Source organism: Methylocystis bryophila (assembly GCF_027925445.1).
GTDB lineage: Bacteria > Pseudomonadota > Alphaproteobacteria > Rhizobiales > Beijerinckiaceae > Methylocystis > Methylocystis bryophila.
On sequence record NZ_AP027149.1, the window covers coordinates 2,569,818 to 2,591,355 of the forward strand.

The following is a 21,538-nucleotide window of genomic DNA, read 5'->3' on the forward strand; positions in this document are numbered from 1 at the left end:
GCGTAGCTTTTTGCGCCTTACTACTTCCTTCTATTCCTGACTACTTTGCTCAGAGTTTGCGCGCGCGATCTCTGAGTTCAAATTTCTTAATCTTGCCGGTCGACGTCCGCGGTAGTTCTCCAAAAACCACACGGCGGGGGCATTTGAAATGCGCCAAATTGTCGCGGGCGAAAGCGATGAGCTCCTCTGCAGTCGCGCTTGCTCCCTCCTTGAGCTCGACGAAGGCGCAAGGCGTCTCGCCCCACTTGTCGTCGGGCGCTGCGACGACCGCTGCCGCCCGAACCTTGGGATGCTTGAACAGCGCGTCCTCGACCTCGATCGATGAAATGTTTTCTCCGCCGGAGATGATGATGTCCTTCGAGCGGTCCTTGAGCTGAATGTAGCCGTCCGGGTGCATGACTCCGAGATCGCCGGAGTGGAACCAACCGCCTGCGAAGGCCGCCTCGGTCGCCCGCTTGTTCTTTAGATAGCCCTTCATGACGATGTTGCCGCGGAACATCACCTCGCCCATCGTCTCGCCGTCGCGCGGGGTCGGCTGCATGGAGTCGGGGTCGATGACCTCGAGCGCGTCGAGCACAACGTAGGACGCTCCTTGTCGCGCCATCTTCGCGGCGCGCGCCTCGGGCTCGAGCGCGTCCCACTCGCCCTTCCACTCATTGACGGCGGCGGGACCGTAGGTTTCCGTCAGGCCGTAAAGGTGAGTCACGTCGAAGCCTGCAGTCTTCATCGCCGCCAGCACGGCTTGCGGCGGCGGCGCGGCCGCTGTGAAGAAGCGGACCGTCGTCTTCAGCGGGCGCTTTTCCTTCTCCGACGCCCCGAGCAGAGTCGACATGACGATCGGCGCCCCGCAAAGATGCGTGACGCCATGCTCGGCCATGAGCTCGTACATGTGCTCGGCGCGCACCTGACGCAAGCAGACATGCACGCCAGCGACAACGGAGAGCGCCCAGGTGAAGCACCAGCCGTTGCAATGGAACATCGGCAGCGTCCAGAGATAAACCGGATGGCGGCCCATATCGCCCGTCAGCACATTGCCGAGCGCGAGAAGATAGGCGCCGCGATGGTGGTAGACGACGCCTTTGGGATCGCCGGTCGTTCCCGAAGTGTAGTTGAGCGATATCGCGTCCCATTCGTCGGCGGGGCCGGCGTAGGCGAACTCAGGGTCGCCGCTCGCGAGGAGCGCTTCGTAATCGATCTCCCCTAGCGCCTCGCCCTCACCCTCGAAGACCGGGTCGTCATAGTCGATGATGAGAGGCTTCGTCTGCGCGAGGCTCAGCGCGCGGCGGATCGCTCCCGAGAACTCGCGATCGACGATCAGCACCTTGGCTTCGGCGTGATCGAGCATGAAGGCGAGCACGGGCGGGTCGAGACGCGTGTTGAGCGTGTTCAACACCGCGCCGATCATCGGCACGCCATAATGGCATTCGAGCATGGCCGGCGTGTTGGCGAGCATCACCGAGACAGTGTCGCCGGGCTCCACGCCATGGCGTGCGAGCGCGCTCGCGAGCCTTCGGCTGCGCGCGTAAAATTCAGCGTAGCTTCGGCGCAGAGGCCCATGGATGATGGCTGTCTTCTCAGGGAAGACGGCCGCGGCGCGCGCGAGCAAAGTGATTGGCGTCAGCGGCTGGAAATTGGCCGCATTGCGGTCGAGATCGCAGTCATAAGCCGATGTTGTCAAAGCCAAAGCGGCGCCCCCAAAATTTGCCGGTCACGCGGCGCTTGTTCGGACGGAACAGCTTGAACGCATAGAACACGATCGCATGAATGCGTCAGAGCGCGCTCCTCAGGGATGCTTCCCTCGAGCGCGCCGCGTTTTCGTCTTGCGCAAGCCGGCCGCGGTAGCGGAAAGCCGGTCCTCAGTGATCCAGATCGATGTCCTTCAGGCGGCCGAAGACGCGTTCGGCGTCGAAATGATCCTCATCCTCCGCCGGCGCGGCGGGGACCACACGCTTGCCGAAGACTTCCTCCTCCGTGTGGTCGGGCTCGTAATAAGGTTGCACGGTCTCCTCCGGCGGGGCCAGCATCGGGCCGTGGTCCACGACCTGCTGAGGCCTTTCTTTGGCCGCGCGCTGAACCTCGAAATCGAGATCGATCTGCGAGCACAGGCCGAGCGTCACCGGATCCATCGGCGCCAGCGCCGCGGAATTCCAATGGGTGCGGTCGCGGATGGCCTTGACCGTCGTCTTGGTCGTGCCGACGAGTCTCATGATTTGCGCATCCTTGAGCTCGGGGTGGTTGCGCAAGAGCCAGAGGATCGCGTTTGGGCGATCCTGGCGGCGCGACAGCGGCGTGTAGCGCGGCCCGCGCTGGCGTTTGACCTCGGGGACCTTGATCTTCGAGACGAAGAGGTTGAGCCGATGATTCGCGTCGGCCTCGCCCTTCGCGATCTCCTCGCGCGAGAGCTGCCCGGAGGTGACGGGGTCCTGCCCGCGGATCCCGGCTGCGACCTCGCCATCGGCTATGCCCTTGACCTCGAGCGGATGCAATTTGCAAAAATCAGCGATCTGATCGAAGGTGAGGGACGTGTTCTCGACGAGCCACACGGCCGTGGCCTTCGGCATCAGCGGTGCGTTGCTCATAGCAAAACTCCTTAGCCTCCATGGCCCCCGGTTGGGGCCTGCGCCGCACGGAAGTGAAAAGCTACGCGCCGTCCGAGACGGGCGGAAGCGAACTGCGACCATGCGGGGATCGCCCCCTATATCTTGGTCCTTCGGCGAGCGCAATGATTTTGGAGCCGGAATTCGGGCATCAAAAGTCGCCTCGGCGCGCTGCGGCAAGAGGCGGGTGGAGCAAACTGACTCGATAAATTCTCCGCCTCGAAAAGAGGAGGACCCGGCGGCGCGCCCGGCCCTTTCTCATCGTGGCGTTCGGGGTCTTGTTTCGTCCTTGATCAATATTTAGCGATGACAGCCGGCGGAGCGCTCCAGCTTAGGCGGTAGTTCAAGCCGACGCGGACGAGATTGAGCGTCGCGTGCTGGCTAACGCCGCCGCCCCACGCCCAATTCCCATTCGCTGAACTGCTTCCGAAGTCGGTGAACAAATATTCGATTTTGGCGGTCCACCGCGAATCCGGGAGGAACGACCATTCCGCGCCGCCGCCGGCGGTCCAGCCGGTGCGCGTGCGGCTAACGTTGAACGCCGTCACGTCGCCGTAGGCGAAGCCGGCGGTTCCATAGAGAAGGAGCGTCGGCGCGAGGATGTAGCCGAGCCGCCCGCGGACAGAGCCGAACCAATTCAAGCCGACGTTGTAGCCGCTGCTCGCAACCAGCGGGGTCAGGATTCCACCGCTCGGGGCGAAGGGGCTCGGATAGAAGGTCGCGAGATTTCCCTGATTGCTGCCGCCGATAATCCCGCCTTGAAAATCGGTCTCGGCGCCGACCAGATACTTCGACGCAACCACAAAATTATAGCCGATCTGTCCGCCGCCGAGCGCGCCGCCTTGGTTGCCGCTCGGCGATGATTGGCTGGCGGGCAGGAGGAGAAAGTTTGCTAGAGAACCGCCACCGGGATTGGAGAAAAGTCCATATCTTGGATCGGAATAGGGGATGTAGGAGACGCTCCCCACCCCGTTGATCCACCCGCCGCTCACATTTACGCCGGCGTAGAACCCGTTCCATGCAGGTGGAGGGGGCGGCGCGACAGCGGGCGCTTTTGCTGAGGGAAGATCGGCGGCGACAGCGGTCGTCGTCGCGATCGTCAGCAGGGTGGCGGAAATGAAAACCTTTCTCATGGCGACTGCCCTTCACGCTGCGTGCGGCATAACAACATACCGCATTAGTATGATTTAAACATAGGCATAGGGGATCGCCTCCGACAAGCGATTCGTCGCGAATCGACGCGGGATCGCGTCGATTCTTCTGAGGTGTTGCAATTGGATCACACCCCGCTGACGCGAAATTTTCGACCGCGGCGTTCGAACGTCTGCGTTATTGCGCGCCGGGCGAGGGTCGCGCGCCCGGCGTCTCTTCGGTGAGCGCCAGCGCCTTGCCGACGAAAACGCCGTATTTATGCAGGCACGGGTCGGTGAGGTGCACACCGTCCGCCGTATAGCAGCTCTCATGACTTCTATAGCGTGGAATGAAATCGTCGAAGTCGATCACGCGCAGCTCGGGATGGTCACGGTATAAGGCGATTCGATAGACGTCATTGGCCTGCATCTCGCAGTTGTCCCAAAAGCACATCAGAATCTTACGCTTGATCCGGCTGAACAGGTTAGGCGATTTGTAGCTGCGCTCGTTGACGCGCGGCACCGAGATAAGCTCTACATCCTCCACTCGCGTAAAATACTCCATGAGCTTCTTCGTGTATTCGACATAAGCGGCGGGGCCGATGTGCTGGATTTCATCATTGACGCCGGTCATCAGCACGACGGAGTCGGGCTTTTTCTCATCCCAAAGGCCGTAGAGCTTTTCGAGCGGAAACTTTTCGAGGAGCTCGTAGTAGAGAAGCTTCGAGTTCCGGCCCGAAAAGCCGATCGCGCAGGCTTCGACGCCACGCCCCCCGAGCCGGCGCGAGACGGTCTCCGGCAACTCGGGGAAGAATTTCCCTCCGGTCGCCCAGGATTCGCCGACGACAAGAACCCTGTAATTGTTGCGTCCGCCGTTGACGGTCTCGCAGGTGACGACGGGCTCGTCCGGCCGCTTCAGGAAGAAAGCGACCAGAGAAAAAAGCATCGCGGCCGTGAAGGCCAGACGGAGCGCCGATCGCAGCATTAAGGACTCGTTTTTTCGCCGGCGCCGCGCATCGCGGCGCGTCCCTGTCACGCGCCGGGCGCAGCCTTAGCAGATTGCGGCTCGCGCCGCACGGGCCGTGCGCCGGCTGGCTCGAGGTTGCGAAGCGTCGCTTATCTTCTCTCTTATATCTTCTCTCTTGTTCGCTCTTGGCGGCGCGTTTTTACACGTCGCGGCATTTGACAGCGCCCTGCCCATTCCCCATGAACGCTGAGAGGGCGGGACCCTCGTTCTCCAGCTCGGGCCGAAGAATGCAAGGCAAAGGAAACGGCCTCACTTACGCAGAGGCAGGCGTCGACATTGACGCCGGCAATCGCCTCGTCGAGCTGATCCGCCCCGCCGTGCGCGCGACGCGAAGAAGCGGCGCCGACGGCGAGATCGGCGGCTTCGGCGGCGTCTTCGACCTCAAGGCCGCGGGCTTCGCCGATCCGCTGCTGGTGGCCGCCAACGACGGGGTCGGCACCAAGGTCAAGATCGCCATCGATTCGGGGCGTCATTCGACGATCGGAATCGATCTCGTGGCCATGTGCGTCAACGATCTCGTCGTGCAGGGGGCGGAGCCCCTGTTCTTCCTGGACTATTACGCGACCGGCAAGCTTACCCCCGAGGAGGCGGCGAGCGTCGTCAAGGGGATCGCCGCGGGCTGCGTCGAGGCGGGCTGCGCGCTGCTCGGCGGTGAAACGGCGGAAATGCCGGGGCTTTACGCCGAAGGCGATTATGATCTCGCGGGCTTCGCGGTCGGCGCGGTCGAGCGCGGCGCGCTGCTGCCGAAGCCCATTGCCGCGGGCGACGTGCTGCTCGGCCTGAAATCCTCAGGCGTCCACTCCAATGGCTTCTCGCTCGTGCGCCGCATCCTTGCGCGCGCGGGGCTCGCTTATGACGCGCCCGCGCCCTTCGGCGCGAATGTGACGCTCGCCGAAGCGCTGCTCGAGCCAACGCGCATCTATGTGAAGCCGCTGCTTGCGGCGTTGAGACGCGCGCCGCAAATCCTCGCCCTGGCGCATATCACGGGCGGCGGCTTTCCCGACAATATTCCACGCGCGCTGCCGAAAGGTCTCGGCGCGGCGCTCGACCTGTCCGTGATCGACGTGCCCGAGGTTTTCCGTTGGCTCGCGCGAGAGGGCGGCGTTACAGAGCCCGAGATGCTGCGCACGTTCAATTGCGGGATCGGCATGGTCGTCGCCGTTGCGAGGGATGGCGCGGACGACGCGATCGGCGCGCTGCGGGATGCGGGAGAGGCGCCCGTCATCATCGGCGAGGTCGTCGCGATCGAGAGCGGGTCCCGCGTCGCCTATCGCGGAAAGCTCGCGCTGTGACGCGCGACAGCGACGAGTCTCTCGGCAGGCGAATAGTCGCATGAGCCGCCTGCGCACCGCCATTCTCATTTCCGGGCGTGGCTCCAACATGGACGCGTTGATCGCGGCGGCGCGCGCGCCGGATTATCCCGCCGAGGTCGCGCTCGTGCTGTCGAACCGCCCGGACGCGCCCGGACTCTCGCGCGCCAAGGCGATGGGGATGGCGACGGCCGCTGTGGATCACAAGATCTACGCCGGCCGCGAAGAGTTCGAGCGCTCGCTGCAGCTGCTGCTCGAGGCGCATCGTATCGAGTTTCTGTGCCTCGCGGGCTTCATGCGGATGCTCACGCCTTGGTTCGTCTCGCGCTGGTCGGGGCGCATGTTGAACATCCATCCCTCGCTCTTGCCCGCCTATCGCGGCCTCGACACGCACGAGCGCGCGCTGAAGGACGGCGTGAAGATTCACGGCTGCACTGCGCATTTCGTCGTCCCGCAACTGGATGAGGGACCGATCGTCGCGCAGGCCGCCGTGCGTGTCGCGGACGACGACACGCCGGAGAGCCTTGCCGCCCGCGTGCTGCAGGAAGAGCACAGAATCTATCCGCTCGCGCTGCGGCTCGTGGCCTCGGGCAGGGTGCGGGTGGAGGGCAATCGCGTGCTCGGCGCATTGCGCGATGCGGGGCAGGGGATGCGGGCGCCGGAGGAACAGGTTTAGAGGCCATTGTCACCTCCCGCCAGGCTAGACTGGCGGGAGGTGTCGAATATGCCTTAGGAACAGACTGTAACCCATGTCTCGAGACGCACCATGTAAGATGCTGAATTTGCTTGAACGGGGGTGGAAGCCGCAGCCGTCACCTTCCCGCGCCCAGCGCGCGCAGCTCCTTTGCCGCCTGGGCGTCGCCCGCGTCCGCTGCTGCCTTGAACCAGCGCAGCGCTTGGTAAAGGTCCCGCGCCACGCCATATCGGCCGTCCCTGTATATCACGGCGAGAGAAAGCATCGCCGTCTTCTGGCCTCGTTCGGCCGATCTTTTCAAAAGTTCAAGCCCGCGGTCCACCTCTTGCCGAACGCCGTCGCCCATAATCTTCATCACACCGAGATTGGCCTCCGCGACGCGATAGCCGACCTCCGCAGCGCGTTTATAGAGATCCGCTGCTTTGGCTTTGTTCTGCGCGACACCGTCTCCTTTCCTGTAAAGATCGCCGAGTTGCTCCATCGCCACCGGGGAGCCGAGACTCGCCGCCCTCTCATAATAGCGGATTGCCAGGCTCATGTCCTTTGGCCTGAGTTCTCCAAGTTCGTAGATGCGCCCCAAACGAAAGGTCGCGACGGCGTCGTTCATGTCCGCCGCCGATTCGTAGAAGCGTAGCGCCTCCTCCTGATCCTTCGGAAGGCACACGCCACTGTCGTAATTCTCCCCCATCACCTCGCGCGCCCAGCTCCCGCCGACCTCGATCGCCTTCTCGAAGAGCTGTCGGGAACGACGTTCGTCCTTTTCGACCCCCGCGCCCAATACATATTTGCAGCCGAGCGCGAACATCGCCAAACCATCGCCGCTCTCTGCGGCTTCGGTTAATAGGCGCCAGCTTGTCTCGGCGTCGGCCTCCACGCCGCGCCCTTGTGTATACAGCTGCGCCAGCAGGAGTTTGTAGCGCGCTTCGCCCGCGCCGTCGCCCTTGCGAATGATCGGCAGGGCTTCTTCATATTTCTTGCCTGCGACGAGCGCGCGCGCGAGCTGATATTCGAATCTCTTGGTATTAGGCGATGCGGAAAATGCGCGTCGGCATGCGGGGACGGCGAGCGCGCTATCGATATCTGCCTCTGAATAGGCCCAGCCTCCGACCGACTGCGAGGAAGCGCCATAGGCGGGATTGCCGGCCAGTAGGTCGCATTGCCGCGCCGCGATGGTCTCGCCGAGCGAGGGCGACACGCTTTCCGCGACGAATGCGCAAACCGCTGCAACAAGGCGGATCCGCAATGGACGCATCGAGACCCCCACAAGAAATTATCGACCAGCGTTCCGATCGAGGCCGGAAAGAAAGGCAGGATCGCCTCGCTACTTTTTTGACCAGCGTCAGCGAGAGCGAATCTTTGCAAGAGTCGACAGATCTTTGCAAACAGAACTCACTCCAGCAGTTTGATTTTAGATCATGTGAGCCTGGAGACTCGCAATCCGCATCACTCCTCCATCAGGCGGCCGGCGAGCTCGTCGCCCGCATCTTGAGCGAGGGGGGTGAAGAACAGCACGCTGGCTGCCGAGACGGCCGCCACCGCCAGGAAGGCCACAGCGAAATCCTCGGTCCGCAGCGCCCCGCCACCATGCGCCGCGCGTGACAGCTCCAATCCCACCGCCCCGATCGCGACCCCGAAGGATTGCGACAATTGCTGGCCCACGGCCGAAAAGCTCGTCGCACGGCTCATGTCACGCTGGTCGATATCGGCGAAACCGATCGCATTGAGCGAGGTGAATTCGAGCGAGCGGAAGAATCCCCCGACGAGCAGCACCGTCATCATGATCCAATGCGGCGTCGACGCTTTGAAGAAGATATTGGCGATCAGAAACAGAGAACAGAGCAGGGCGTTGAGGATCAGCACGCGACGAAAGCCAAAAGCGCGCAGGATCGGCTTCGCCGTCGTTTTCATGGCCATCGCGCCGGCCGCGGCGACGAAGGTCAGCGAACCGGACTGAAAGGCGCTAAGGTCGAAGCCGAGCTGCAAGAGAAGCGGCAACAGAAAGGGAATCGCGCCGACCCCGATGCGAAAAAGAAAGCCGCCGATGAGCGCGGCGCGAAACGTCGGGATGTTCAAGAGACCGAGATCGAGGATCGGCGTCGCCGTGCGTCGCGCATGTCCCCAATAGAGCAGGAGAGCGACGGCCCCGACCGCGAGCAGAGGGACGACGACGACGAAGGAAGACTCGACCTCGCCCCCCACGAGGCTGAAGCCGAGGACGGTCGCCGAGAGGCCGACGCCGCTGAGCAAGGCGCCGCGAACATCGAGCGGCCAGACCTCTTCCTCTTTGAGATCGGGGATGAAGAGCGCCGCGAGGATCACGCCGAGCAGCCCGATGGGCGCATTGATCCAGAAGATATAGCGCCAATGGTAATAGGTCGCGATGAAGCCGCCGACCGGCGGTCCGATCAGGGGGCCGATCAGCGCCGGGATCGTCAGCCAGGCCATCGCGGTGACAAGCTCCGCCTTTGGGGCGGTGCGCAGGATCACCAGGCGTCCGACCGGCACCATCATCGCGCCGCCCGCGCCCTGCACGACGCGCGACAACACCACGGAGAGAAGCGTCGTCGAGAGTCCGCAGAGGACCGAGCCCAGCGTGAAGACGATAATCGCGGCCGAAAACACCTTGCGCGCGCCGAATTTGTCGGCCGCCCAGCCTGAGAGCGGAATGAACACGGCGAGCGCCAGAAGATAGGAGGTGAGCGCTAGTTTCAGCGCCACCGGGTCTTCATGCAGATCCGCCGCCATCGCGGGCAGGGCGGTCGAGAGCACCGTGCCGTCGAGATTCTCCATGAAGAGCGCCGTGGCGACGATGAGCGGCGTGAGCACCGTGAAGGAAGTCAAGGGCGCGAGGCTTTCGGGGCACGATGGGAGCTACAGGTAAAGCTTTGCTCTCCCGAGTCCTCACCCTGAGGAGCCCGCGAAGCGGACGTCTCGAAGGGTGGTCACGCCGGGAAGCTTGCAAGATTTTGCGAGCCCGCGTCCTACGAGACGGCTCCTGCGGAGCCTCATCAGGACGAGGGCATGGAAGACGCCGCTTCACCCGATAGCCTTAGGAATGGAGCCACTCGCTTGCACAGATTTGCGAGGCGATGCAAGCGCGCTCCGCAGACATCGAACGCGTGCTGGACCTCGGGTCGGGGGCGTCTGCGCCGGCCCCCGCTGGCGCCCAGGCTCTCGATGAATTAGGTTCTTGCCACGCTTCGACCGGAGCGCGTGGGAGCGCGCCGCTCGAGCGCGCCTAGCAGCAGGAGGAGCGCGTGAAGAACCTGGGCCGCTACATTCTCGCGCCGGCTCTTTTCGCCACGGCGATCGGCGCGGCGCACGCGCAGCCGACGCAAGCGGATCCCATCGCCGCAGGGCGCGACATCGCGCTCAAGATCTGCGCCAATTGCCATGTGGTCGCCAGCGATCAAGAGACTCCTCCCTTGTTGAAGCCCCCGGCGCCGAGCTTCGCGGAGATCGCGGCAAAACCTGAAACAACCGAGGCTTCGCTGCGCGACTTTCTGGCTAACGCGCACGGCGGCGCGCGCCGGAGCAGCAAGATGCCGGCCTTCATGCTGGGTGAATTCCAGATCGCGCCGCTCGTCGCCTATCTGCAGAGCCTGCGGCCCGCCTCGACCCCTCCGCGCTGAAGAGGAGCGAGCGTTCGGCTGGCATAAGCTTGGAGAAATGCGTGACGCAGGGCGAGAGCGCGCCGGTAAGGCGGAGAATCGAGGAGGCGCCCGGCGCCCCAGCCGACATCTGGTTCGCGCGCGGCGCCGTGCTCGTCATCGTCGCGTTGCAGTTTCTGTTCGTGAATGAGGTCACCATTCTCCCGCGCTGGGTGATGCCGACATTGGAGCTCGCTCTTCTTCTGCCTTTGTCGGTCGCGACCGTCTGGACGCTCGGCGTCGAAAGAAAGCGAGCCGCCGGCGAGATCGAGGGCGATTTGTGGATCCGCCTCGCCCGGCGCCGAAGAATGATCCACACCGCTTTCTTCTTGCTGACGGCGCTGGTGAGCGTCGCCAATCTGTTCGCGCTCGCGGGACTGGTTCATGAGATCATGCACGGACACGCGAATAGCGGCAAGTCGCTGCTCGCCGACGCGCTGAACATCTGGGCGACGAACGTCATCATTTTTTCGCTCTGGTACTGGAACCTCGACAAGAAGTTGCCGGGCGCGCCGTCGGAAGCCGGCCCCCACTTCATCTTCACGCAGCAGACGGTTCCCGTGAGCTTCACGCGCCGCATCCGAGCGCCGGGCTACATTGATTATCTGTTCCTGGCCTTTACCAATGCGACCGCCTTCTCGCCCTCAGACACCTTTCCGCTCACGCCGCGCGCGAAGCTGCTGATGATGACGGAGGCGATCATCTCGCTCGTGACGATCGTGCTCGTCGCTGCAAGGGCCGTGGGAATGCTGGCGTGAGGGCAGGCGGCTTTCCAAGCGTTGCAAGAGCGATCGGCGAACTCAGTCGCTCTCGTGTGGCGCTTCTGCCTTGCGCTTTTCCGGCGAGCGATGCGTGAAGAGAAGCTCCGGCAGGTCTCCAAACACCAGCGCGAGGCGCCGGAAGGCGAGGTAGGGAAGCAAGACGAGAAAAACCAGGATCGCCGCGGCAAGCGACTGCAACGCCCGGTTTCCGCCAAACTCGCTCAAAACTTCCGCAACCTTTCGTCCATGGATGTAGCCCACGACAACTTCCTCGACGATCGTGAGCGCGAACAGGGCGAGTGTAAACAGCAAAGCCTTCTTGAGAATGCCGACGATCAGGAGATCGCTTCTTTGGTCCTTCTCGCCAATTTTGAAGGCTTCCAGAACGAGGATGAATTTGCCCAGTATCAGCGCTTTCACCGCAGCGAGGGCGAAGGGCGCAAACTCGATCCCGACGCTGCGCAAGACTGTCGACTTGTAGAATAGGACGGCGCTGAACCACACCATGAGATAGGCAGACACCGAGAGATAGGCGATGAGCTCGTGCCGCGCGCGTTGCGCCAGCTTTTGCTCCGTGATGGTCTGACGCCCTTTCGCAACGGCCCGCTGCGCCGCTGGCAGAAGCGTCGCGGGCGGCCATTTCGACCGAAGCCTCGCAGAAAATTCCGGCGCTTCCTGCGCGAGCGTCCATTCGGCCATGCCCTCTCTCCAGATATAGAGGGCCTCGTCGCCGCTTCGTCCGATGCGCTCGCGCATTTCATCGCCTGAGAGCGGACCAAAGCTTTCGCCGTTTTTGGCGTAGTACCATTCATTCGCCATCGCTTGCGGCTCCGCGTGATTTGCTCTCAGGCTAGCAGAAGCGGCGCTTCCGAGCACGGCTCAGGAATCTTAGCTGTTGGCGGCCCGCGGAATAGGGGCCGCGTCGGCAGAGTTGAAGAACCGGCCTGCCTTGACGGACGTTGCGCCGCGAATTTCTTTTATTTCAAGCGCGCTCGTCATATTTGCTATAATCTCCTTCCATAGGCTTAAGCTCGTTGATTGCATGATAAACGTGAGAATTATTTGAGAAAGCCATTCGCGCAAGGAACCATGAAAGCGGAGGGAACATGCCGACTGCGCCAACTGTTGCGTCCTTGGGCTCCATCGAGGAATCCGTCCCTGTGGACGAGGCGGTAGACGCCGTGCTGGCGCGGCGTGGGAGCGATCCGACCCTTCTTTTACAGATACTGATCGAGACCCAAGAGCGGCTGGCGTGGCTGCCGCCGCTAGCCTTGTCGCGCATCGCCGCGGCTCTGGGTTTGTCGCACGCTCATGTCGAAGGGGTCGCAAGCTTTTACAGCTTCCTCTCCTTGCGCCCGGTCGGTCGCTACCGCCTGCTTTTCGCCGACAATATCATCGAGGAGATGCAGCGCGGCCGGACGCTGATGCTCGATCTGTGCCGGAAGCTGTGGATTGAGCCCGGCAAGCTCTCCGAAGATCATCTCGTTAGCGTCGACGTCACCTCCTGTATCGGCATGAGCGACCAGGGGCCGTCGCTGCTCGTCAACGGCATGCCGATCACGAGCCTCACGCCGGAGCGCATCGGCGAAATCGCAACCCTGGTCCGCGACCAGATTCCTCTGGATCGTTGGCCGCAAGAGTTTTTCGTCGTGGCCGACAATGTGCGACGACGCGACATCCTGCTTTCGAGTAATCTCGAGCCGGGCGAGGCGCTGCGCAGGGCCCTTGCGCAAGGGCCGGATGCCTTGCTTGCCGAGGTCGCGCGGTCGGGTCTTCGCGGGCGCGGCGGCGCCGGCTTCTCCACGGCGCGCAAATGGGAGTTCTGCCGAAACGCGCCCGTTCGGGAGTCTGGCGGAAGGGTCGTCGTCTGCAACGCCGATGAGGGAGAGCCCGGAACCTTCAAGGATCGCGTGCTGCTGACGCTCATGCCGGACCATGTGTTCGAAGGCATGACGCTTGCGGCCTTCACCCTCGGCGCAAAACATGGTTTTCTCTACCTGCGTGGCGAATATCGCTATCTACGCGACGATCTCGAAGCGGTGCTCGCGCGGCGGCGGCGGGAAGGTCTGCTGGGGCGCTCGATCCTCGGGGTCGAGGGCTTCGACTTCGACATCGATATTCATCTCGGCGCCGGCGCCTATGTCTGCGGCGAGGAGACGGCGCTGATCGAGTCGCTTGAAGGCAAGCGCGGCGTGCCGCGCATACGCCCGCCCTTCCCAGTGACGCAGGGCTATCTGGGCCGGCCCACGAGCGTGAACAACGTCGAGACGCTGGCGCTCGCGACTCTCGTCGCAGCCCATGGCGGCGAAGCCTTCGCAAAAGTCGGGACGGCGCAATCGACGGGAACCAAGCTCCTCTCCGTGTCGGGCGATTGCGCGGCGCCCGGCGTCTATGAATTTCCCTTCGGCGTCACCTTCAGCGAAGTGCTGGCCGCCTGCGGCGCCGAACGTCCCAAGGCTGTGCAGCACGGCGGCGCGGCAGGGATCACGATCGCCGAGCGCGAATTCGAACGCCGCGTGGCGTTCGAGGACGCGCCGACGGCCGGCGCCTTCATGGTCTTCGGTCCGAGCCGCGACATGTTCGAGGCCGCGCGTAATTTCGTGCGTTTCTTCGCGCATGAAAGCTGCGGCTTCTGCACGCCCTGCCGCATCGGCACCACGCTGCTGCGCGATCTCATGCAGAAGCTCGAAGCCGGTCACGGCTCTCCGCTCGATCTGGCGGAGATCGAGCGTCTCAACCATCTTCTCCACGCCACGAGTCATTGCGGCCTCGGCCAAGCCGCCGCCAATCCCATTCTCGACGGCATGCGCAAGTTCCGCCCGGCCTTCGACGCCCGCATGATGCATGAGGACTTCCAGCCGGCCTTCGACCTGGACGCGTCGCTTGCGCTCGCGCGCCAGATGACCGGGCGCGACGACGCGCTGGCGCATTTGACCGAGGAAACACCATGAGCAAGGCTTTTCTCCTTGACGGCGCGTCCGTGCCCTTCGAGGACGGCGAGACCGTGCTCGCAGCGGCGCGCAGGGCCGGGCATTTCATCCCGCATCTTTGCTGGGACGAGCGCTTCCCTCCGCACGGCAGCTGCAAGCTCTGCGTCGTCGAGATCGACGGCCGGCAGGTTTCCGCCTGCGCGACGCCTGCGCGAGAGGGTCTCGTCGTCCGAAGCGCGACTGAGGAGATCTCGGACGAGCGTCGCGAGCTCATCACCATGCTGTTCTCGGAGGGCAATCACTTCTGCCCTTGTTGCGAGAAGAGCGGGAATTGCCAGCTTCAGGCGCTCGCCTATGAGCTCGAGATTCTTGCGCCGCGTCACAACCGTTTCTTTCCGGACCGGCCCGTGGACGCGTCTCATCCCGACATTCTCCTCGACTTCAACCGCTGCATCTTCTGCGAGCTGTGCATCCGCGCGAGCCGTGATGTGGACAAAAAGAACGTCTTCGCCCTCGGCGGGCGCGGCATCAACAAGCATCTCGTCGTCAACGCGCCCTCAGCGCGGCTCGTCGACACCAATCTCGACAAGGACGATCTTGCCGCCAACATCTGTCCCGTGGGCGTGATCCTGCACAAAGGCCGGGGCTTTGCCGTTCCAATTGGCGAACGGCTCTATGATCAGGAGTCGATCAGCGCGCGCGATCTCGCGGCGGCCGAGGAGGAGCATTGATGAGCGCGAAGCCCAAACTGCGCGTCGCGACAGTCTCGCTCGCTGGCTGCTTTGGCTGTCACACCTCTTTTCTCGACATTGACGAACGTTTTTTCGAGCTGCTCGAACATGTCGAGTTCGATCGCTCCCCTCTGACTGACGTGAAGGAGGTTGGACCCTGCGACATCGGTCTCGTCGAGGGCGGAGTCTGCAACGCCGAGAACGTCCATGTGCTGCGCGCGTTCCGCAAGCACTGCAAGGTGCTCGTCGCCATCGGGGCCTGCGCGATCAACGGGGGTCTGCCGGCGCAGCGCAACCATCTCGATCTCGACCACATTCTGCTCGAGGTCTATCAGACGGGCTACGCGCTCGATCGCGAGCGCGCCTTCGTCCCGAACGACCCGGAGCTGCCTCTTCTGCTCGATAAGGTTCGTCCGATCCGCGAGATCGTGCACGTCGACCATTATCTTTGCGGCTGTCCGCCATCCGCCGACGCGATCTGGAAATTTCTGACCGATCTCATCGGCGGCGCGACGCCTTATCTTCCCTATCCGCTCCGTCACTTCGACTAAAGGCGAATCATGGCCTTCGAACTCGAAACCGCCGCCGATCCGAAAAAGCTGCGCCGCATCGCCATCGATCCGATCTCCCGCGTCGAAGGGCACGGCAAGATCACGCTGCTTTTGGACGATGAGGGACACGTCCAACAGGCGCGGTTGCATATCGTGGAATTTCGCGGCTTCGAGAAATTCGTGCAGGGGCGGCCCTACTGGGAGGCCCCGGTGATGGTGCAGCGCCTCTGCGGCATCTGCCCGGTCTCGCACCAGATCGCCGCGGCCAAGGCGCTCGATCATGTCGTCGGCGCGACGCCGCCGCCGCCGAGCGCGGAGAAAATGCGCCGGCTCATGCATTACGGGCAGATCGTGCAGTCGCACGCGCTGCATTTTTACATGCTCGGTTCCCCGGACCTGCTTTTTGGTTTCGACGCCGACCTTCATCGGCGCAACATCGTCGCGGTGGCCGAGAAATATCCGGAGGTGGCGCGTCAGGGCGTGGCGATGCGCCGCTGGGGGCAGGAGGTCATTCGTCACACCTCCGGCAAGCGCGTGCACGGAACCGGCGCGGTCCCGGGCGGTATCAACAAGTTGCTCACGGAAACGGAGCGCGACGCGCTTCTTGCCGAAGCCGACCAAATGGTCGCGTGGTCCAAGGCGGCGGTCGATCTCGTCAAGGAGCTCGCCGCCGCCAATGAACGGGAATTTGCGGAATTCGGCCTGTTCCGCTCGTGCCTGATGTCGCTGGTCCGCCCCGACGGCGGTTTCGAGTTCTACGACGGCGTATTGCGCGTGCGCGACGAGGACGGCGCGATCCTCTTCGACCAGATCCCCGACCGGGATTACGACAAGCTCATCCGGGAAGAGGTCAAGTCCTGGAGCTATCTGAAATTTCCCTATCTGCAGACGCGAGGACGCGAGGACGGCAGCTACAAGGTTGGGCCGCTCGCGCGCGTGCAGAATTGCGATTTCATGCCGACGCCGCTCGCTGAAGCCGAACGCCGCGCTTTCGTCGCGGCGAGCGGAGGCAAGGTCAATCATGCGCCGCTCGCCTATCACTGGACCCGCATGATCGAAATGCTGCATGGGGCCGAGCTCATTCGCGAGCTGCTCGTCGATCCCGATCTCCTTTCCGGCGAGCGCATGGCTTCCGGGCCTCGCGCCCGCAGCGGGGTCGGGATCATCGAGGCGCCGCGCGGCACGCTGATCCATCACTATGAGGTCGGCGAGGACGATCTCATCGTGATGTGCAATCTGATCGTCAGCACGACGCATAATAATCAGGCGATGAACGAAGGCGTGCGCGCCGTGGCGCGACGCGATCTCGACGGCAAGCACATCACCGAGGGCCTGCTCAACCATCTGGAGGTGGTGGTCCGCGCCTTCGACCCCTGTCTTTCCTGCGCGACTCACGCGCTCGGCAAGATGCCGCTCGTCGTCGAGCTTTGCGAAGCCGACGGAAGGCTAATCGATCGTCGCGTGCGCAACTGACGAGGTCGCAGCGGCTCGTCGAGCTTGAGAGATTTGCGCAGCGTGCGGCTCAGCGGGTTCACAAGGTCAAGCGCGCCGTCATTGGCGGGCTGGGAACATGAGATCGGGGAGAGGGTGATGGTAGAGACGCGCAAGATCGGCGTTGTAGGCGCTGGGACGATGGGAAATGGTGTCGCGCAGACCTTTGCGGTGGCGGGGTTTCCAGTCGTGATGCGCGATCTGACCCAGGCCGCCCTGGACCGCGGAATGAAGACGATCAAGAAGAGTCTCGACCGCATGGTCTCGAAAGAAAAAATCTCGGCGCAGGACGCGGAGCAGGCGCTGGCGCGGATTCATACGACGACCAGCACGAGCGATCTCAAAGACAGCGATGTGGTCGTGGAAGCCATCCTCGAGGATCCCGAGATCAAAGCCAAGCTGATCCAAGAGCTCGATGGAATTTGTCGCCCCGATGCGATTTTTGCGACCAATACGTCGTCCATATCCGTCACGCGCATCGCCGCCTCCTCCTCCTCGCCCCAGCGCGTCATCGGCATGCATTTCTTCAATCCTGTTCCGCTGATGCAGCTGGTGGAGATCATCCGCGCGCTGCAAACCAGCGACGAGGTTTGCGAGACCATCGTGAAATTGACGGAGACGATCGGCAAGAAAGCGCGCGTCTCGAAGGACAGCTACGGCTTCGTGGTCAACCGGGTTCTCGTCCCGATGATCAACGAGGGCATCAATTGCGTCTACGAGGGCCTCGCCACGCCTGAGGACGTGGACGCGATGATGAAGCTCGGGGCCAATCATCCGATGGGTCCTCTGTCTCTCGCCGATTTGATCGGCCTCGACATCGTCCTCGACATCATGCAGACGCTCTACAATGGTTTCGACGATCCCAAATATCGTCCGAGCCCTCTCCTGAAGCAGATGTGCGATGCGGGTTATCTCGGCCGCAAGAGCGGCAGGGGCTTCTTCTCCTACGAGGCGCACGCCTGAGGTCAGGCCAGGGCTGTAAGCCGCCGTCAGCAGGCTTAGGGGCGGATCGCTTCGAGCCGCCCCGTCTCAAGGCTTGCGCAAAGATAGGCGAAAGCGTCATCCAGCGTCGATCGGGCTTCGGCGCTCAGGGGCGCCCCGAGCTCGAAGTCCCGGCCCGGCATGGACAAGAGCCAAGCCTGCGGCAAGTTTTGCCCGAGCTGCGCCGCGACGGCGAGCACGCAGGCGGGCGACAGGGCGTGCGTGCTATGGCTGGCGTCGAATTGGGGCGCCAACGGCGCCGTCTCGAAGGACGCGTCGCCGCGCACGCTTGCGTCGGCGAAGATGGCGACGTCGATGTTTTTCAGATCGAGCGCATTGTCGATTTGCCATTGGAAGTCCGTCAGCAAGACAAGATCCATAGGCAAGGCGCCCGCCGTAGCAAGCCACTGCTCGAGCTGGTCGATGAGCATAGGGCCCAAGGCGTCGTCGCCGCGGCTGGGATTGCCGACGGCGAAGATGAGCCAGCGCGGGCGCGCGTCATCGTTCAAATTCATCCTCTTCGGCATGGTCACGCGGGATCTAGACGGGGAGGGGCTCCTTTACAAGACGGGCTGTCGGGCGTCTGTCTTGTGGAGGCTCGAAGAAAATCGGGTCAGCTCACCCGCGCGTCCCCCATGGCTTTCGCCGCTCGTTGGCGCGCGGCGAGCGCCGTGACGAAGCAGGCGTAGCTCCATGTGAGATTGTCGGCGGAGGTCGGGGCGCCGTCCAGTTGGCTGAATTGTTCCGAGAGTTCTCGTGAGGCCGGCGTGAAGCGGCGCACTGTGGCGAGATACATGTCGCCGCGCCGAAGCGCCGCCTCGGCCAAAGCCTCACCGATTTTTCCAGCCTGCGGGAGCGCGGCGGCGGGCGTCTGCAATATCGCTGCGAGCGGCGCGCGACTTTCCTTGGTGACTGCGATCTCCTCGCCTTCCGCTGCGGCCTGCGCGAGGAGAAAGCAAAATTGCGCGGCGCCCAGGGTTGAGAAATAATAGGCGCCGCCGCTGAAATAGCTGTCGCCGGCATAGCGCCCGAGCGCCGGCGCGCGGTCCGCAGGCCGCCCCTGATTGATCGGATATTCCTCCTCGAACAGCCGCTCCAGCGCAAAAAAGGTCGCCAGCATTTTGGGATCCGTGACGCTGTGGGGCCCCGCCCGCCGGCCTGCATGGATCGCCGCGAGAACGACGGCGATGTCGAGTCGCCGCAGCGCCGATGCGTTCAGCCCGTCTTCGGGGAGGCGCGGGCGATAGACGCCGTCTTCCGCATCGAAGTGAGAATCGAGCGCGGCGAGCAAAGCACTGGCCGCCTTGGCGCAGGCGCTCGCTCGCTTCGCGTCGCCCGCTGCGGCCAAAAACGCCGCGCCTTCGGCGAGCGCCGCCTGCTGAACGAGGCGCGTGTGGTAATGGAAGCCGATGTTTTCTTCCCAGAGGTCGCAGCAAGGCAGACGCCAATGCGAGAGCGTATAGTCGAGATCGTAGCGCAAGAGCGTCAGCGCCGCCTCCGCCGCCCGGGCGCGAAAGGCGTCGAGCGCGAAGAAACGCATAACGGCGAGCGCGCGCAGCGCCGGGCCGTCGTTTTGGGGGCGACCCCATTTCATCACATCGAGTCCGCCATCGGCGTTGTGGCGGGCTTCGCCGAGTATCTTGTCGCCGACGATTGCGCCAATTTCCGCGCGTGGGCGCAAATGCTGTTGGAAAGATTGCTCGACGGCCTCGGGATAGCCGCCCTGTCGCAGGAAGGTAGGGCCGTCCAGGCGACAGAGTTTCAGGCTGAAAGCGACGAAATCGACGAGATGCTCGACACCAGAAGGCTCCAGCGTTTCATCCTCGATCGCCTCCCGAAGCGCGTCGGCGACAAGGGCGGAGTCGCGCAGCCAGTGGAAGAAATAATCCGGCTTGGGGTCGTAGGACGCCATTTCGGGCGAGGCGAGTATCGAGCCGCGCACGGGGCGAATGGTCTGCCCGAGTCCGGGCCGATGCTTCACGAGGGTCGTCGCAGAGACGGCGCGCAGCATCGCGCTCACGCAAAAGCGTTTCTGCTCGCTGGCCCAGTCGAGCTGTTCCTGAGGCTGCACCTTCTTCATCCTGCGGCTCCAAGTGCGAATTGCGCAAAAATTGCCAGACTTTGGACTAGAATGCGCTTCCGATTTCGTAGCCCCCAGGCTACGCGCTATCCGAAGGGCGCCGCGTCCATGCCGTCAATGCGAAAACATTTGGCCGCCCTCGCGCTTTTTGTCGCGATCTGGGCGTCGTCCTTCGCCCATGGTTGGGCGAAGGAAAGAGGCCCTGCTGTTGTGGCGCGAGGGCCGGCAAGAAGCGAACTGACAGCCGCCGGCCCAGGCTGGGTGAAGGTCTGTTTCGAGGATCCTCGCACGCGCCGTCAGACCTGCTACACGACCCGCGACTTCGCCGAAGAAGGGGGAACGCCGATACTCTCTCTCGAGGTCTTTGAGACCAAGGGAGAAGAGTCGATGCTGCTCCGCGCTTTTCTGCCGCTCGGCCTTGCGCTGAAGCCTGGCGTCAGGATCGGCCTCGAACGGGGCGAGCAGGAGAATGGCGCTTTCGACGCTTGCTTTCCTGCTGGCTGTTACGCCTCGAGCAATGTTGCCCCCGCCCTGGTCGATGCGATGAAGCGGGGCGGCCGGATCAGGCTCTCCGTCAAGAAGCTCTCGGGAGAGGAATTGGACTTTTTTCTTCCGCTGGAGGGCTTTGGCAAGGCCTTCGACGGTCCGGGCGCAGCGGCGGAGGAGATCGGTCCCGAGCCGCGCAAACGCCTACAGGACGAGCTTGTGGGGAGGGCCGCCGCGGAACGGCGAAGACTCGAAGGCGAGGGCGGGCCAAAGCCCCCGACGCCTCCGGCTGAAGCGTCGGGGGGGTAACGCGTTCAGCGCCGGTAATTCACCGTCGCGGGGCGGCGCTCTCGCTCGCTCGGCGGGCCTTGGGCTTCGCCGCCGCTTCGCTTTCGAGGCGCTGGCTCTCCTCCAGCCCCAAAAGCTCCGTGAGGCGGTTGCGGGCGCGGTTGACCCGGCTCTTCATCGTGCCTGGCGCGCAACCGCAGATTTCAGCCGCCTCGTCATAGGAGAGACCCGACGCGCCGATCAGGATCAACGCTTCGCGCTGATCGGCCGGCAGCTTCTGCAACGCCTCGCGGAAGTCCAGAAGATCCATATGGCCTGGCTGCGCGGCAGGAGCTTCGAGCCGAGCCGCCAGCGCGCCATCGGGGTCTGCGGTCTCGCGCCGGCGCTTCCGATAATCGCTGTAGTAGGCGTTGCGCAGGATCGTAAACAACCATGCGGTTAGGTTGGTCCCCTCGGTGAAGGAGTCCATGCTGCCTAAGGCCTTCAGCAAAGTATCGTGGACGAGATCGTCGGCGCGATCCGGATTGCCGCTCAAGGACACCGCAAAAGCGCGCAAAGAGGGGATGGCGGCGACGATGTCCGCCTTCATGCCCTCTGAACCGGCGCCTAACGAAGAGCCTTCCGCTATTGTCAATCCATCTCCCCGGGCCTACCCGCCGTCTGAGCGGCCGATATTGCGCCGGCGTCCAATTTATTCAAGAGCGCAAGGAACCGATCGGGGACCGGCTGCGCCAGCACGTCATCATAAATTTCCCGCAGTTCGCGGCCGATATATTCGCTCACGCCCGATTTCCCATTTGCAGGGGGGCGGCAGCTTGGCGCGCCCGGCTC

Annotated in this window: 21 protein-coding genes; 10 read left to right on the forward strand and 11 right to left on the reverse strand. The window is 63.4% G+C overall.

Annotated elements, in window-relative coordinates:
* Nucleotides 1-49: 49 nt before the first annotated feature.
* The 4 genes from QMG80_RS11980 to QMG80_RS11995 all read right to left on the reverse strand — a co-directional run bounded on the left by QMG80_RS11980 (nucleotide 50) and on the right by QMG80_RS11995 (nucleotide 4,712).
* Complete coding sequence (locus QMG80_RS11980) at nucleotides 50-1,678, reverse strand: acyl-CoA synthetase (protein WP_085773850.1); 1,629 nt, start codon at nucleotides 1,676-1,678, stop codon at nucleotides 50-52.
* Nucleotides 1,679-1,856: 178 nt separating this feature from the next.
* Nucleotides 1,857-2,579, reverse strand: coding sequence for a DUF1013 domain-containing protein (locus QMG80_RS11985; protein WP_085773016.1), 723 nt, complete (start codon nucleotides 2,577-2,579; stop codon nucleotides 1,857-1,859).
* Nucleotides 2,580-2,890: 311 nt separating this feature from the next.
* Nucleotides 2,891-3,730 (reverse strand): outer membrane protein, encoded by an 840-nt coding sequence (locus tag QMG80_RS11990; protein WP_085773017.1) that lies wholly within the window; start codon nucleotides 3,728-3,730, stop codon nucleotides 2,891-2,893.
* 196 nt (nucleotides 3,731-3,926) lie between these two features.
* Nucleotides 3,927-4,712: an SGNH/GDSL hydrolase family protein gene (locus tag QMG80_RS11995; RefSeq protein ID WP_085773018.1), complete on the reverse strand. Its 786-nt coding sequence runs from the start codon at nucleotides 4,710-4,712 to the stop codon at nucleotides 3,927-3,929.
* A 269-nt stretch (nucleotides 4,713-4,981) separates the two neighbouring features.
* Between QMG80_RS11995 and purM the strand changes: the two genes are divergently transcribed.
* Nucleotides 4,982-6,046, forward strand: a complete 1,065-nt coding sequence (gene purM, locus QMG80_RS12000) for a phosphoribosylformylglycinamidine cyclo-ligase (protein ID WP_085773019.1) — start codon at nucleotides 4,982-4,984, stop codon at nucleotides 6,044-6,046.
* A gap of 40 nt (nucleotides 6,047-6,086) precedes the next feature.
* Nucleotides 6,087-6,740, forward strand: a complete 654-nt coding sequence (purN, locus tag QMG80_RS12005; protein ID WP_085773020.1) for a phosphoribosylglycinamide formyltransferase — start codon at nucleotides 6,087-6,089, stop codon at nucleotides 6,738-6,740.
* A gap of 136 nt (nucleotides 6,741-6,876) precedes the next feature.
* Here the strand turns inward: purN and QMG80_RS12010 are convergent, their stop codons facing one another.
* Nucleotides 6,877-8,010, reverse strand: coding sequence for a tetratricopeptide repeat protein (locus QMG80_RS12010; RefSeq protein WP_085773021.1), 1,134 nt, complete (start codon nucleotides 8,008-8,010; stop codon nucleotides 6,877-6,879).
* A gap of 191 nt (nucleotides 8,011-8,201) precedes the next feature.
* Nucleotides 8,202-9,548 carry an MFS transporter gene (locus QMG80_RS12015; RefSeq protein ID WP_085773851.1) on the reverse strand — a complete coding sequence of 449 codons (1,347 nt, stop codon included), beginning with the start codon at nucleotides 9,546-9,548 and terminating at the stop codon, nucleotides 8,202-8,204.
* Between the two features lie 467 nt (nucleotides 9,549-10,015).
* On the opposite strand from QMG80_RS12015, the gene QMG80_RS12020 reads away from it, so the two are divergent.
* Nucleotides 10,016-10,390: a c-type cytochrome gene (locus QMG80_RS12020; protein WP_085773022.1), complete on the forward strand. Its 375-nt coding sequence runs from the start codon at nucleotides 10,016-10,018 to the stop codon at nucleotides 10,388-10,390.
* Nucleotides 10,391-10,431: 41 nt separating this feature from the next.
* Nucleotides 10,432-11,166, forward strand: a complete 735-nt coding sequence (locus tag QMG80_RS12025; RefSeq protein WP_158658867.1) for a hypothetical protein — start codon at nucleotides 10,432-10,434, stop codon at nucleotides 11,164-11,166.
* Between the two features lie 42 nt (nucleotides 11,167-11,208).
* Here the strand turns inward: QMG80_RS12025 and QMG80_RS12030 are convergent, their stop codons facing one another.
* A complete protein-coding gene (locus QMG80_RS12030) occupies nucleotides 11,209-11,988 on the reverse strand; it encodes a DUF4339 domain-containing protein (protein ID WP_085773023.1) in 780 nt (259 codons plus the stop codon).
* Nucleotides 11,989-12,275: 287 nt separating this feature from the next.
* Between QMG80_RS12030 and QMG80_RS12035 the strand changes: the two genes are divergently transcribed.
* The 5 genes from QMG80_RS12035 (at nucleotide 12,276) to QMG80_RS12055 (ending at nucleotide 17,835) form a co-directional block, all read left to right on the forward strand.
* Entirely contained in the window at nucleotides 12,276-14,120 is a 1,845-nt protein-coding gene (locus QMG80_RS12035; RefSeq protein ID WP_085773024.1) for an NADH-ubiquinone oxidoreductase-F iron-sulfur binding region domain-containing protein, read from the forward strand.
* Entirely contained in the window at nucleotides 14,117-14,830 is a 714-nt protein-coding gene (locus QMG80_RS12040) for a 2Fe-2S iron-sulfur cluster-binding protein (protein WP_085773025.1), read from the forward strand. Before QMG80_RS12035 ends, QMG80_RS12040 begins: the two co-directional genes overlap by 4 nt.
* Entirely contained in the window at nucleotides 14,830-15,381 is a 552-nt protein-coding gene (locus tag QMG80_RS12045; protein WP_085773026.1) for an NADH-quinone oxidoreductase subunit B family protein, read from the forward strand. The genes QMG80_RS12040 and QMG80_RS12045 overlap by 1 nt, the downstream gene beginning before the upstream one ends.
* A gap of 9 nt (nucleotides 15,382-15,390) precedes the next feature.
* Nucleotides 15,391-16,854: a Ni/Fe hydrogenase subunit alpha gene (locus QMG80_RS12050; protein WP_085773027.1), complete on the forward strand. Its 1,464-nt coding sequence runs from the start codon at nucleotides 15,391-15,393 to the stop codon at nucleotides 16,852-16,854.
* 117 nt (nucleotides 16,855-16,971) lie between these two features.
* The gene (locus QMG80_RS12055) at nucleotides 16,972-17,835 is read left to right on the forward strand and encodes a 3-hydroxybutyryl-CoA dehydrogenase (protein WP_085773028.1); all 864 of its coding nucleotides are present in this window, start codon (nucleotides 16,972-16,974) and stop codon (nucleotides 17,833-17,835) included.
* 35 nt (nucleotides 17,836-17,870) lie between these two features.
* On the opposite strand, the gene QMG80_RS12060 is transcribed toward QMG80_RS12055, so the two are convergent.
* Both QMG80_RS12060 and QMG80_RS12065 read right to left on the reverse strand, forming a co-directional pair.
* Entirely contained in the window at nucleotides 17,871-18,362 is a 492-nt protein-coding gene (locus tag QMG80_RS12060) for a hydrogenase maturation protease (protein ID WP_199768995.1), read from the reverse strand.
* Nucleotides 18,363-18,466: 104 nt separating this feature from the next.
* Nucleotides 18,467-19,933, reverse strand: a complete 1,467-nt coding sequence (locus QMG80_RS12065; protein WP_085773029.1) for a glycoside hydrolase family 15 protein — start codon at nucleotides 19,931-19,933, stop codon at nucleotides 18,467-18,469.
* Nucleotides 19,934-20,041: 108 nt separating this feature from the next.
* Between QMG80_RS12065 and QMG80_RS12070 the strand changes: the two genes are divergently transcribed.
* On the forward strand, nucleotides 20,042-20,728 hold the full coding sequence (locus tag QMG80_RS12070; protein WP_158658868.1) for an invasion associated locus B family protein: 687 nt from the start codon (nucleotides 20,042-20,044) through the stop codon (nucleotides 20,726-20,728).
* Between the two features lie 19 nt (nucleotides 20,729-20,747).
* Here the strand turns inward: QMG80_RS12070 and QMG80_RS12075 are convergent, their stop codons facing one another.
* The gene (locus QMG80_RS12075) at nucleotides 20,748-21,296 is read right to left on the reverse strand and encodes a sigma-70 family RNA polymerase sigma factor (RefSeq protein WP_085773030.1); all 549 of its coding nucleotides are present in this window, start codon (nucleotides 21,294-21,296) and stop codon (nucleotides 20,748-20,750) included.
* A 41-nt stretch (nucleotides 21,297-21,337) separates the two neighbouring features.
* Nucleotides 21,338-21,490 (reverse strand): NepR family anti-sigma factor, encoded by a 153-nt coding sequence (locus QMG80_RS12080; protein WP_245299985.1) that lies wholly within the window; start codon nucleotides 21,488-21,490, stop codon nucleotides 21,338-21,340.
* Nucleotides 21,491-21,538 lie beyond the last annotated feature (48 nt).

Coding starts and splice junctions, on each gene's coding strand:
- QMG80_RS12040 (WP_085773025.1), top strand. CDS start 14,117: ATGAGCAAGGCTTTTCTCCTTGACGGCGCGTCCGTGCCCTTCGAGGAC.
- QMG80_RS12050 (WP_085773027.1), top strand. CDS start 15,391: ATGGCCTTCGAACTCGAAACCGCCGCCGATCCGAAAAAGCTGCGCCGC.
- purN (WP_085773020.1), top strand. CDS start 6,087: ATGAGCCGCCTGCGCACCGCCATTCTCATTTCCGGGCGTGGCTCCAAC.
- purM (WP_085773019.1), top strand. CDS start 4,982: ATGCAAGGCAAAGGAAACGGCCTCACTTACGCAGAGGCAGGCGTCGAC.
- QMG80_RS12030 (WP_085773023.1), bottom strand. CDS start 11,988: ATGGCGAATGAATGGTACTACGCCAAAAACGGCGAAAGCTTTGGTCCG.
- QMG80_RS12055 (WP_085773028.1), top strand. CDS start 16,972: ATGGTAGAGACGCGCAAGATCGGCGTTGTAGGCGCTGGGACGATGGGA.
- QMG80_RS12015 (WP_085773851.1), bottom strand. CDS start 9,548: ATGGAGAATCTCGACGGCACGGTGCTCTCGACCGCCCTGCCCGCGATG.
- QMG80_RS12070 (WP_158658868.1), top strand. CDS start 20,042: ATGCCGTCAATGCGAAAACATTTGGCCGCCCTCGCGCTTTTTGTCGCG.
- QMG80_RS12075 (WP_085773030.1), bottom strand. CDS start 21,296: ATGAAGGCGGACATCGTCGCCGCCATCCCCTCTTTGCGCGCTTTTGCG.
- QMG80_RS12035 (WP_085773024.1), top strand. CDS start 12,276: ATGCCGACTGCGCCAACTGTTGCGTCCTTGGGCTCCATCGAGGAATCC.
- QMG80_RS12010 (WP_085773021.1), bottom strand. CDS start 8,010: ATGCGTCCATTGCGGATCCGCCTTGTTGCAGCGGTTTGCGCATTCGTC.
- QMG80_RS12065 (WP_085773029.1), bottom strand. CDS start 19,933: ATGAAGAAGGTGCAGCCTCAGGAACAGCTCGACTGGGCCAGCGAGCAG.
- QMG80_RS11995 (WP_085773018.1), bottom strand. CDS start 4,712: ATGCTGCGATCGGCGCTCCGTCTGGCCTTCACGGCCGCGATGCTTTTT.
- QMG80_RS12045 (WP_085773026.1), top strand. CDS start 14,830: ATGAGCGCGAAGCCCAAACTGCGCGTCGCGACAGTCTCGCTCGCTGGC.
- QMG80_RS11990 (WP_085773017.1), bottom strand. CDS start 3,730: ATGAGAAAGGTTTTCATTTCCGCCACCCTGCTGACGATCGCGACGACG.
- QMG80_RS11985 (WP_085773016.1), bottom strand. CDS start 2,579: ATGAGCAACGCACCGCTGATGCCGAAGGCCACGGCCGTGTGGCTCGTC.